The organism is Colwellia sp. C1TZA3 (assembly GCF_007954265.1).
Classification (GTDB): Bacteria; Pseudomonadota; Gammaproteobacteria; order Enterobacterales; family Alteromonadaceae; genus Cognaticolwellia.
In genome coordinates, this window is record NZ_VOLS01000080.1 from 1 (window position 1) to 11,872 (window position 11,872).

The following is an 11,872-nucleotide window of genomic DNA, read 5'->3' on the forward strand; positions in this document are numbered from 1 at the left end:
TTAAAATAGCTCAAGGCTGTGTTGCTCTCAATCCCAATAGCCAGCTATTGCTCAATCGAGCGCCTTACCTTGAGTTATTTTTCCTGCGCACAACAAGATCACAAACTTAATGGAACTGGTATAATACCAAGTTGATTAATTACCTGCTCATTTTTAATGGTTAAAATGAATAACTACAGCGTTATAAAATTTATAAGGTGAATAACTACTGACTAAATTTTATGCTTTGTATTTATCCATTTTTCCTCATGAAAAATTAGATCACTTAATTAATCAAATTGGTATAAGTTATCGATTCTAGTCCTCTTCTGGTAGAACTTTAATTACCATGTAATAACTAGCTTCTAGCTCATCATTGATACAGGTTAATAAATAACTGTTCATTGCTGATGTGGTAATTTCGTCTTCTACTGCATCATCTTTACATTGTGCTAAAAGACTAATGACATAGTCCGGTGAGGCTGCCATTAATTCGGGTTCATCTTCTTGGCCAAATGCTGTATTGGACATTAGTATCAGTACAGCTAGCGCTAAAATTAATTTTTTCATCTCGAATCTCGTTGATGTTTCATTACATGTCCCAATAATCACTTAATGAATTAAGTTGTCTATCAAGAAATTTTTTTTCATTTAATGAATCTAATCTTTGTCTGACTTGGTAAGTTTGTTTTGCTGTTTTTCTAATTGCTTTTTTACTGGTTGAACCATAGGCAATTTCAAAACCAGCAATACCGGTGTCAAAATTTGAATCTTCATCAATATCAGTGTCTGCATATGTATCAATGTTCATTTCTTTACCTTATAAAAAAATCATATTTGTATTTTCGATGTGATAATGGGCCGATAATGGAAAATTGGAAAGTGAATTATTTTGCTGTTATTAATCAAAATTTTTTATCAAATTGATCTAGTGGTTAAATTTTTATAAGCAGTGCTGAGGTAGAAGTGGTGAGATAAAAACAAGACATAATGACTAGCAGAATACATTTAAAAATAAGTCAATATTAAACAATGGTTTATTTTTATTTTGCTTATTTTAGGGCGTCTAGTGAAAGGTGTATTTAACAACATCTTATACCAGTTCCATTAAGTTTGTGATCTTGTTGTGCGCAGGAAAAATAATTCAAGGTAAGGCGCTCGATTGAGCAATAGCTGGCTATTGAGATTGAGAGCAACACAGCCTTGAGCTATTTTAACTAGTACAAGTGAGCAGGTAATTAAGCAACTTGGTATTATTTGCGTGTTAAGTAGGTAAAGGTTATGTTTGGCAGATTTTTTTAGTTTTAGTTAATGTTAGGCTTAAAAATTTTCTACCTATTTTAACTAGTACAAGTGAGCAATAACTTAATGGGATTGGTATTATACCAACCTCACTAATTTTCTGATTATTTCTGCTGGTTAAAAAAACAACTGCTGCTTTGTTTTTTTAACCATTAGCACAACGAGTTATTAAAATAAATGCCTTATATTTGGTCTTTTTTTCTGCGTATAAAGCAGGCCACCTAATTAATGAAATTGGTATAACTTTAGCATTAATGAGCTTAATTAAGGTTGTAATCTACATTCAACCATCAGCTACTCAAGCTTTTGAGCTAATAGCTCTAATTTCTCTTCTAGCTGCTGCATTTTTTCAGTGATTGCGTTATTTTGAGTAATAATTTGGGCATTTTGCATTCTTAGCTCTCTGTTTTTAATATTGGTGTCGGCAAAGCCAAATATTTTATTAATAAACATCGCACCCATAGCGCCAAGTATTCCAACACCGAGTATAAACATCATAAAAACAGACGCTCGACCGATAAAGCTAATGGGGTAAACATCACCAAAACCGATGGTGGTAGAAGACATCACCATTAGCCAAATAGCATCGCTATAGCTTTTCACGTTTGAGCCTTCAAGCCCAAGCTCAGCTTGATAGGTAATATAGCCTAACAATAAGTTCAAAGCTAAAAATAATATGAAAGATGTAATGCCAATAAAACCGTAGTTGTAGTTTTTTATCCCAAAGTCATCAACACGGTATAAATTAGTTTTTTCCATTGCTTTTTGCACAACTATCATTTTAATCTCTTACTTACATTATTTAATTTTTGTGGTCTATTGAATCTAATACCAATTTGATTAATTAAGTGATCACCTTTTTCATGAGGAAAAATGGATAAATACAAGGCATAAAATTTAGTCAGTAGTTATTCACCTTATAAATTTTATAACGCTGTAGTTATTCATTTTAACCATTAAAAATGAGCAGGTAATTAATCAACTTGGTATTATACCAATCCCATTAAGTTATTGCTCACTTGTACTAGTTAAAATAGCTCAAGGCTGTGTTGCTCTCAATCCCCAGCTATTGCTCAATCGAGCGCCTACCTTGAGTCATTTTTCCTGCGCACAACAAGATCACAAACTTAATGGAACTGGTATAACTCAGCTTTAATCAACTTGAGCATCATCAACATAATTAATTAAATCATCCATTAATTTTTTCTTAATTTCAAGTTGTTGTTCAGATGAGAGTTCATATTTATCGGCCAGCAGATCATAATCGCTTAGGGACAAGCTAACAGTTAACCTTGGTCGTTTAGGGCGCTTATTTATCGGCAACCCAAGAATATCTCGAATTTGCTCTGAGGGGCTAATACCAGCCTCTAATGCTTGTTTTCTAATGGCGAGTTGAATTTTCTCATCCATATCAAAAGCAACTTGTACCGCTTTCACCGCTTTTACTGATGATTGCCATTTTTCGGGGATTTTTCTTGACACAATTAACTCCCTGGATACATATCAACAATATCGCTAGTGGGTTTAAATAAAGTTAAAAATACTTCAGTATCGCCGTCTTGCCATACTTCGATATCGACGCCTTTATCTTGATCTTCATCAAATAGCGAATAAAGCTCAAATTGCTCACCGCTGTCTTTGCCTTGATAAGGTGAAAGTTCATCTTTTCGATAATCTTTACGGTGAAAGTAACCTACTTGGGCATAACTGCTTTGTTGATATATTTCGCTGCTCCACCCTGATGTAGTGCTACTGTCTGCTATGCGCGCTAATTGCGCTTGACCTGGCTCATCAAAAACTTCAGCAAATTGTTCAAGATCAAACAGTGTTTCAATATCTTGATGCAATATTTTTAAGGAAAATTTTAGATAGGTTTTATCATCAACGTCCAAGGTTAAATATAACTCTGTATTGTCATTACCCTGCAAGACCCATTCTGCTTGAGTTTTATTTTCAAATTCATAGCTGTTAACGGCGGTTACTTGAAATTCTTGCGCTCTTAGTGCTGCTGGTAAACCAAAACTGTCTGACAGCACAATAATGTCACCTAGGGTGAGTTCTTTAACATTGTTGAGTTTGCGCTCTGGTGTCGGTTTCTTAAATATATTTTTAAAAAAGCTCACTATTTGCTCCGAATATCGATGGCTAAACTTGCATTACATTAAGCGAAAAAACCGCTTTGCATCATGGATGCAAAGCGGTGATAGTCACTAGTGCGTTACTTCTTTTTAGCTTTTAAACGCTCTAATACTGAATTTGCGTTGTTGTCATTAGCGCCAATTCCTGCGTCTTTAAGCTTAGCTTCAAGTGAGTTATCTGAATTTTCTGACTCAAGTACTTCAGCGGCCTTCATTCGATCATCAAATTTTTGTTGCTTAGCTTTAATGCGCTCTAATGAATCTTTGGCACTCAATAGCTTAGAGTTACTTGATGAGAAGTTATCGGTAATTGCTGAGGTAGCTTTTTGCACGCTTTCTGTAGTTTTCACCATAGACAATTGACGTTTGTATTCAGCAACGTGACGTTCACTCTTTTTCACTAAATCTTTCAAGCGTTCTGCACTACCTTGAAAGCTATCAAGTGATTGTTGTTGTGTGGCTAGTTCATTTTCAAGTGTTGATATTTTTTCAGCAACCGCTAAAGCAAGTTCGTCATCACCTTTATCTAGGGCTTGAACGGCATAGCCTTCATGCTCAACAACTTCACGTTTAATGCGCTCAACGTCACGGCTAGACGACATTTGTTGTGCCATAACGCCGGTTAAATCACGTTTAGCTTTGGTGAGGTGATTTTCTGCGTCACGAATTTCTTGTTCAAAAATGCGCGTAGCATTTGAGTCAATAATGGATTCACCCACTTCAGTTGCGCCGCCGCGAATTGCGGTCATAATTTTTTTAAAAATACTCATCATAATACTCCTCAGGTGGCTGCTTAAATTAAGTAATCACTCATGTCGTCAATAATTTCTAGCGCATTATTGCTCAATACCGCTAGCTCGTGTTCGATATCATCAAATGTTGAGCTAATCGCTAGCGCACCAAAAATGACATATTTATCACCAATTTTCGAAAATGAAGATAATGGCATGGGTATATTCATTTCTAACATACTGACATGCATCTCATTTGTCTTATTTTCTTTAACTTCTTCTTCACCCCAGAGGTAGGTGATACAAAGAATTTGATCATCAGTTACCGATACAAAAATAGGTAACTCTTCACGGCCAAATACCGTAATTTGTAATACATCAACTTCACCTGAAATGGGTTGGCAATCAAAAACCATTCCAGTATCTGAATCATCAGCTAAGGTATTTAGGTAGCCAGCTATCTTATGGATATTCATGTTATTCCTTATACTCGAATAAGTAGCGTAAAATCAGTGATACTGTTTTACTTAACGACATAATATGTCGTGTTGGGTTAATTTAGCATCATGACATATTATGTCAAGTGCTTATTTCATTTTTCTTAAGTTAGCTTAAGTTAAGTTAGCTTAATTTATACTAAACGGCTTGGTGCTAAACAAACAATCAATAATCTAGTCAAGTTGTATTCATTGTTCTTATTGTAAATGAGCATTGTTCAAGCCTTGTTGATCTTGCCATGCTTGTTGATGTAATTGATAAATAGCATGACTGCCAAGATAATTAATCGGTATGGCTTCACTGTCTTGATAAAAGTCTCGAGAAAATTCAAAGGCATTGGTCACCATAGGTAAGGTCAGCCAATGGTGAGGAACTGGTAGCTCAGGTAAACGCTTTAATCTGGTTAAAGGCGCTGCGCCCATTTTACTGGCGATAGTCCAACCCCATTCGCCGAAACTGGGTACGTTGTCATGATATTGCTGCACAGTTGAATATCCAGCAGCTTGCACGGTTTTTCCAATCGCAATAAAGGCGTTTTTGGCATGATATGGACTCGCTGATTGAATACCAATTAAGCCATCACCCGCCAGCAGTTGTTTTAATCGAGCATAAAAATTAACTGAATAAAGTTTATTTAAATCTGGATGGCTAGGGTCGGGCAAGTCAACAATAATAGCGTCAAAGCTTCGATGATTTTGTAATAGTTGGTCGATAGCGAGAAAGGCATCAGCAGCAATAATTTCAACACGTTTATCGCGCAAACTTGCTGCGTTTAAATCGTCAATGGCATTAGCAAGTTTCAGTGGTAATTTCTTATGTGGGTTTTTAAATAATTCAATCAACTCTTTATCTAAGTCTACTAAAGTGACCTTTTTAGGTTGCCACTGTAAAACATCTCTTAATGCTAGGCCATCACCACCACCAATAATTAGAATGTTGTCATGGCGTGCTGAGCCAGCTAATACTGGGTTAACTAAATAGCTATGGTAAATAAATTCATCTGAGGATGAAAACTGTAAGCGGCCATTTAAATAAAAGTTAATAATGTTGCCTACCTCAGGGCCCATATTTCTTTTCGTAAAGGTCAGTTGTTGATACCGAGTTTTATCGCTATAAACAACTTTGTCGAGATAGAGTAAGTTACTCATTTGATTTAGCCAACCATTACCAAATTGGTAAATGGCCATGATCATCACTAACAAAACACCATGAGCGGTTATTAAAGTTTTTCGCCAAGTCAATTTCTGCCAATAATATAAGATAAAGACAATGCCAGCGGTTAGATTTAAGGCGGCAGTTAATGCGCTCGCTTTGCTGATGTCTATAGATAAGAGAAATATTACCCAAATGGCAGCGCCAATGCCGGCGCCGATATAGTCAGCACCGTAAATGGTGCCAAGATTATTTTTAAGATGCTTTTGATGTATTTCTTCCCGAATGCGTGCAATGAGCGGTATTTCCATACCAATAAAGAAGCCCAAAATTAGACCGAAAAAGTAGGGGCTATTAAAGGCAATAAAGCTCAGTTGTTTAAACAAACCACCACGCGGATAAGCATCAGGGGGCAAATTAAACATCGAGCCTAATATGTCAGGAAAAGTTTGTGTCAGGGCGATCAGTCCACCAATAATTAGTATTGAGCTACTACCCAGAAAAGCAATCATTAGCTCTAGCCAAACAAAGCCATTAAATGCACATTGAATTTTTCGCGCGGCAAAAGCACCTAATCCCATCGCGACAATCATCAGGCCAATCATGGCATAGATGGTACTTTCCATAATACCAAGCACACGACCAGCATAATGTGACAATAGGTACTCGTATATCAGCCCACAACCGGCTAAAACAGCCATAGTTAAAATCAGGAGAACATCGTCCCATAGCCGACTTCTGTTGCTTGTCATGGTACTTCCTAGCTTGGATTAATTTACTTTTAATGAACGGGAAAAATTATCAAGCGCAATAACTTACGCTTGATAATTTAAATAACAATGTTTTGGTTAAACTATGACATTAACGCGGTTAAAATAAGCGCAATTGAAATGCTAATCGCCATCTCGACACAGGCAACACCAACATTGTGTTGATGGTCTACTTCTTCAACTAAGTTGATACCCATCAGTACTAGGCGTTTAGCAATTGAGGTAAGAATAGCGACTAATATCGTCATCACCATACCAAAGACAAACCAGCCAACTATATTTGCTAATAATGTTTCTGGGCTATAAGTTAAAAAGTGGCTAGCAGCTGTTACCGCTAAGGCCGTGCTAATAACTTGACCAGCATAACGAATGGCTAAAGCAACTTGGCCTTCAGCAAAGGCGTTTTGCATACAGCTATTTTGATTGTTCTTAGCATATTGGTGTTCTTTAATACGGGTAACTAACACTAACATGGCTTGTGAGACTATAAAGCCAGCGATAATAGCAGCAAAGGTGTTGATATCTAAACCATAAACCCACAGTAATACTGCACGAATAATAATGGCAGTGGCAATAGCACCTGCAGCATCGACAATGCCCACTGAAATATTACGCGCTTTAATTTGTGCATTTTTATCTATTTGGTTTAACGCAAAACGGTCATGAAAAACCCGGCCCACTTTAATTAAAATTAAACCTAAAATGCCATAACTTGCCATGCCAACAATTTCCATTAAATAACTATCGGCGTTTTCACCGGTAATGGCACCGGTTAGCACAATGCCCAAGGCAGCTACACTACCGGCAACACTGATACCAAAAGCAAAGTTATCTTCTTTGGCAAGTTCATCGGTTGAGTTAACTTTTGCGGATAAACCACTGATAAAGCGCATGGCGCAAAGTAATATAATGGCAATCGTAATGTCGATAGTTAAGAAAATTAATAACTCTATGTTTAGGCCAGTTATTTCAATAAATGTATTCATATTTATCCTTACTTTCCACGTCTAAAACTGCGTGATGTTGTACTCTTACTGTTTCTAAAGCTAGCATTTTTGCCACTTGTGCTTGATTTTGCATAAGTGCTTTTATTGGCTGTTTTGCTAGCAAATCGATTGGCACTGGTTTGTGCACTTTTGCTCTGGCTAGAAATACTTGACGCGCCAGTTCTATTTTTGCTGTAAGTACTGGTGTATTTTTGGCCACGGCTTTGAAATGATTTCTTGGTGCGGGTATCTAAATCTGTTTGTTTACGTAATTGATTTGGCGAGCTGTAGCGTTTGCGGCCATAATCATTGTAGTAACTATAATTTCGGTTACGGCCCCAATCATTATAACTGGTTCGGCGAGAGCCAAATACATCACCCATCATAGAGTACATACCGTACCAAGCCCAAAATGACATGCCATTTGAGCCAGTAGTCCAGTTGCCATAAGACGGGTTACCAATAAGTTGCTCGCCAGTGCCAAAGTCTTGTGCCTTATTGGCCACAAGGCTTTGCTCTTTTGACAGCGCGTTAACGCGCGGTAAGGTGCCATCAGACATATCAGCCAAGACATTAAGCGGATCACTTAAGGCATCAGAATATAGTACGGGATCAGCCGCTTGATATAAGTTTAATAATTCATCATAGATGGCTTGAGAACTCTCAAACATTTGTGGTTGTTTTTTTACCGTGTTTAGTCGATCGACTAAGGCAAGAAACATCGGGCCTTTTGTCCCCGTATCTTTTAAAAATTCATCAATTAAAGGTTTATAATGCGCTTTGGTTTGTAGTAACCTTTCCCCGTATTGACTAATTAAATTGGCATTACGAACTTGCCCGTTAGCAAGTGCTTGTGCAAGTAATTCAATACGTTGTTCAGTAAGTGGGATTTGTTGGGTTATTTGCCCTTTTATTGGATCTCCACAAGCGGAGAGCAATAACATCAGCAAGAGTATCATTGATTTTAGCGGCTGCATTTCTGCCATAGTGTCCTCAAAAATGCTATGGTTATTATTTATTAATATCACTTCTGACATATTATGTCTATTTTTTTAAGTATATCAGTGAAATTAATTTGTGACCTATTGTTAATTTTCACTCATTTTTTATTTTAGCTTTTATCGAGGATAACGTGTCTAATTCATCCCCTTTGCCATTTTCGCCATTACTTGTCAGCCAACAAGCTGATAGTTGGTTACAGTTTTCTCAACAACATCCGAATGTTACCGATACTTTATCATACGATCGTTTAGCGCTGTTTCAAAAGGCGTTAGCGTTAAGTGACTTTATTCTGCGCAGTGCTATACAGGCACCTGAATTGCTTGTAGAGCTGTTCAATAGCGAGCAGTTATTGTCGAGCCAAACCCCGCAATATAATGTTCTGCTCGCTGACAGTGTTGATAAATGCTCGACAGAAGAGCAGCTGCAAAAATGCCTGCGATTGTTTCGTTTAAAACAAATGGTGCATATCGCGGTTGGTGATTTTTTATTGCAGATAACGCTTGATGAATCGTTAAAACGACTATCTTTATTAGCTGATAGTTTAATTATTGCGGCCAATGTTTGGTTAACAAGCTTTTGTGAAAGTAAATGGGGTGTGCCGGTTAACAGTGCTAACGAAGCACAAAGTTTACTGGTCTATGGCATGGGGAAATTAGGTGGTCAAGAGCTCAATTTTTCTTCTGACATTGATTTGATCTTTGTCTACCCTGAAGCGGGAGCAACGCAAGGGCTTAGGCGAAGTATCGACAATCAATTGTTTTTTACGCGCTTGGGACAAAAATTAATTACCGCGTTAAATCAACATACCGCTGACGGCTTTGTTTATCGTGTTGATATGCGTTTACGCCCCTTTGGTGAAAGTGGGCCATTAGTCTTGTCGTTTAATGCTATGGAAGATTACTATCAAGATCAAGGGCGTGATTGGGAGCGTTATGCAATGTTAAAGGCGCGGCTGGTTGGAGAGGGCAAATATCATGACCAGTTGTCTAACATGTTACGACCTTTTGTTTATCGACGCTACATTGATTTTAGTGTTATCGACAGCCTGCGACGTATGAAAGCTATGATTGCCCAAGAGGTTAGGCGCAAGCAACTTAATAATAATATCAAGCTGGGTGCGGGGGGGATTCGTGAAGTTGAATTTATTGTGCAAGTTTTTCAAATGATCCGAGGTGGTCGTGTTACTGATTTACAACACCGTAACTTACTCACCGTGCTGCCTTTTTTGGTAACTCACGATGTGCTTATGCAAGCGAGTGCGCAAGTACTAACCGCTAGTTATCGATTCTTGCGTCGTGTTGAAAACATTATTCAAGCGTTAAATGATCAACAAACTCAAACCTTACCTGACAATGAATTAGACCAGCAGCGTTTAGTCACCATTCTTGGCGATGAAAACTGTACAAACTGGTCAACTTTTCTTGCACAGCTTACTTTTCATATGCAAGGCGTTCACCAGCAATTTGGTGAGCTAATTGGTGAGGAAAGTCCAAATCGTCAGGCGGTTGACCAATATTGGACCACACTTTGGGATAGTGAATGGAGTGATGAGGAGGCTATCGCTTGGATTGATCAGTCTCCGCAATTACTAGACACAAAAGCTGGTGTTGAGTTTTCTCACAGTGAAACTATATGGCAAGCGCTGAGCGGTTTTCGCGCTGAAATGATCAAACGCAGTATGGGCAGCCGTGGTCGTCAAGTGCTAGATAAATTGATCCCAACTGTGCTGTGGCATCTTGCGGATTTAAGACTGACCGATCAAACATTAGCACGAGTATTAGGCGTACTAAAAACCGTGGCAACACGCACAGCCTATCTGGAATTATTATTTGAAAATGAAGGGGCATTAAAGCAATTAATTCATTTGTGCCGTAACAGTAGCTGGGTGGCAGAGCACATTGCTAAATTCCCCATCTTACTTGATGAATTGATTGACCCTAAACTATTTTATCAGCCACCACTGTTATCTTCTTATGTCGCAGAACTACGTGAAACCATGTTACGGGTACCTGAAGACGATCAAGAAGCGCAAATGATCACTTTACGTCAGTTTAAACAAGCTAAACAACTGCGTATCGCGGCTGCAGATATTACTGATATTTTACCAATTACCAAAGTCAGTGATCATTTAACCGCACTGGCAGAAGCACTACTTGAAGAAGTAGCAAACTTAGCGTGGCAACAAATGGCACTGCGTTTTGGCGTGCCAACGAGTAAGTTAGACGGCCAAGATAAAGGCTTTGCTGTTATTGGTTATGGCAAGTTAGGCGGGGTTGAACTCGGTTATAGCTCTGATTTAGATTTAGTCTTTGTCCATGACGCTGACTTGGCAGAAATGACCTCAGGGGATAAGTCGATCTCTGCGGGACAATTTTACTTGAAACTTGCTCAACGTATGATGCACTTATTTAATACTCGTATGGCAAATGGTATTTTATATGAGCTAGATATGCGTTTAAGACCGTCGGGTAGTGCCGGCCTTTTAATGGTGCACATTGATACCTTTGCTCATTACCAGTCTAGTGACGCTTGGACCTGGGAGCACCAAGCGTTGGTCCGTACCAGAATAATTTATGGTAGCGCAGCATTAGCCGCGAGATTTAAAGAAATTAAGCGCAATGTTTTAATGAGAGTACGTGATAAAGCGGTGTTGCGTGAAGACGTGATAAAAATGCGTAATAAAATGCGTCAACATTTAGATAAATCATCAAAGACTGCAGTCGATATTAAGCAGGGACTCGGCGGTTTAGTTGATATTGAGTTTCTTGTACAATATTTGGTTTTAGCACACAGTGCTCAACACCCCAATTTGAGCGATTATTCAGACAATATTAATCTGCTGGAGTATTTAGCAAATATAGGGGTAATAACAAAACAGCAACAGCAGGCTTTGGTGGATAATTACTGCAAGTTACGTGATATCAGTCATCATGCAACTCTGCAAAACAGCGCCGCCATGATCCCCGTTACTGAATTTTCCACTCAGTATAGTCAGGTAATGGTAATTGTTGAACAGTTACTACAGTAGGTATTATACCAAGTTGATTAATTACCTGCTCATTTTTAATGGTTAAAATGAATAACTACTGCGTTATAAAATTTATAAGTAGAATAACTACTTACTAAATTTTATGCCTTGTATTTGTCCATTTTTCCTCATGAAAAAGTAGATCACTTAATTAATCAAATTGGCTATGTCGTAGTTAATTGATGCTATACTGAGGTTACATACAGTAATTGATGTGAGATTGTATATGAATAATTCATTTGAACAACTCGAACAATTAACTAGCCAACTAGCGATAGAGCAAAAA

General features: G+C 37.9%; 11 protein-coding genes. 1 reads left to right on the top strand and 10 read right to left on the bottom strand.

All coding sequences use genetic code 11. From position 1 onward, the window contains the following. Nucleotides 1-297: 297 nt before the first annotated feature. The 10 genes from ESZ39_RS16140 to ESZ39_RS16185 form a co-directional block, all read right to left on the bottom strand. On the bottom strand, nucleotides 298-549 hold the full coding sequence (locus ESZ39_RS16140) for a hypothetical protein (protein WP_146880955.1): 252 nt from the start codon (nucleotides 547-549) through the stop codon (nucleotides 298-300). Nucleotides 550-571: 22 nt separating this feature from the next. Beyond that, the gene (locus tag ESZ39_RS16145; protein WP_146880956.1) at nucleotides 572-790 is read right to left on the bottom strand and encodes a hypothetical protein; all 219 of its coding nucleotides are present in this window, start codon (nucleotides 788-790) and stop codon (nucleotides 572-574) included. A 785-nt stretch (nucleotides 791-1,575) separates the two neighbouring features. Next, nucleotides 1,576-2,061: a potassium channel family protein gene (locus ESZ39_RS16150; protein ID WP_223270424.1), complete on the bottom strand. Its 486-nt coding sequence runs from the start codon at nucleotides 2,059-2,061 to the stop codon at nucleotides 1,576-1,578. Nucleotides 2,062-2,433: 372 nt separating this feature from the next. Then, nucleotides 2,434-2,763, bottom strand: a complete 330-nt coding sequence (locus tag ESZ39_RS16155) for a hypothetical protein (RefSeq protein ID WP_146880957.1) — start codon at nucleotides 2,761-2,763, stop codon at nucleotides 2,434-2,436. 2 nt (nucleotides 2,764-2,765) lie between these two features. Further along, nucleotides 2,766-3,404 (bottom strand): hypothetical protein, encoded by a 639-nt coding sequence (locus ESZ39_RS16160; protein WP_146880958.1) that lies wholly within the window; start codon nucleotides 3,402-3,404, stop codon nucleotides 2,766-2,768. Nucleotides 3,405-3,499: 95 nt separating this feature from the next. Next, nucleotides 3,500-4,189: a PspA/IM30 family protein gene (locus ESZ39_RS16165; RefSeq protein WP_146880963.1), complete on the bottom strand. Its 690-nt coding sequence runs from the start codon at nucleotides 4,187-4,189 to the stop codon at nucleotides 3,500-3,502. A gap of 23 nt (nucleotides 4,190-4,212) precedes the next feature. After that, entirely contained in the window at nucleotides 4,213-4,626 is a 414-nt protein-coding gene (locus tag ESZ39_RS16170) for a YjfI family protein (RefSeq protein ID WP_146880959.1), read from the bottom strand. A 219-nt stretch (nucleotides 4,627-4,845) separates the two neighbouring features. Beyond that, the gene (locus tag ESZ39_RS16175; protein WP_146880960.1) at nucleotides 4,846-6,552 is read right to left on the bottom strand and encodes a polyamine aminopropyltransferase; all 1,707 of its coding nucleotides are present in this window, start codon (nucleotides 6,550-6,552) and stop codon (nucleotides 4,846-4,848) included. A 101-nt stretch (nucleotides 6,553-6,653) separates the two neighbouring features. Beyond that, nucleotides 6,654-7,556 (bottom strand): DUF350 domain-containing protein, encoded by a 903-nt coding sequence (locus ESZ39_RS16180; RefSeq protein WP_146880961.1) that lies wholly within the window; start codon nucleotides 7,554-7,556, stop codon nucleotides 6,654-6,656. Between the two features lie 8 nt (nucleotides 7,557-7,564). Further along, nucleotides 7,565-8,542 carry a hypothetical protein gene (locus ESZ39_RS16185; RefSeq protein ID WP_146880964.1) on the bottom strand — a complete coding sequence of 326 codons (978 nt, stop codon included), beginning with the start codon at nucleotides 8,540-8,542 and terminating at the stop codon, nucleotides 7,565-7,567. Between the two features lie 146 nt (nucleotides 8,543-8,688). Between ESZ39_RS16185 and glnE the strand changes: the two genes are divergently transcribed. Then, nucleotides 8,689-11,586, top strand: a complete 2,898-nt coding sequence (gene glnE / locus ESZ39_RS16190; protein ID WP_223270425.1) for a bifunctional [glutamate--ammonia ligase]-adenylyl-L-tyrosine phosphorylase/[glutamate--ammonia-ligase] adenylyltransferase — start codon at nucleotides 8,689-8,691, stop codon at nucleotides 11,584-11,586. Nucleotides 11,587-11,872 lie beyond the last annotated feature (286 nt).

Coding starts and splice junctions, on each gene's coding strand:
- ESZ39_RS16140 (WP_146880955.1), bottom strand. CDS start 549: ATGAAAAAATTAATTTTAGCGCTAGCTGTACTGATACTAATGTCCAAT.
- ESZ39_RS16145 (WP_146880956.1), bottom strand. CDS start 790: ATGAACATTGATACATATGCAGACACTGATATTGATGAAGATTCAAAT.
- ESZ39_RS16150 (WP_223270424.1), bottom strand. CDS start 2,061: ATGATAGTTGTGCAAAAAGCAATGGAAAAAACTAATTTATACCGTGTT.
- ESZ39_RS16165 (WP_146880963.1), bottom strand. CDS start 4,189: ATGAGTATTTTTAAAAAAATTATGACCGCAATTCGCGGCGGCGCAACT.
- ESZ39_RS16170 (WP_146880959.1), bottom strand. CDS start 4,626: ATGAATATCCATAAGATAGCTGGCTACCTAAATACCTTAGCTGATGAT.
- ESZ39_RS16175 (WP_146880960.1), bottom strand. CDS start 6,552: ATGACAAGCAACAGAAGTCGGCTATGGGACGATGTTCTCCTGATTTTA.
- ESZ39_RS16180 (WP_146880961.1), bottom strand. CDS start 7,556: ATGAATACATTTATTGAAATAACTGGCCTAAACATAGAGTTATTAATT.
- ESZ39_RS16185 (WP_146880964.1), bottom strand. CDS start 8,542: ATGGCAGAAATGCAGCCGCTAAAATCAATGATACTCTTGCTGATGTTA.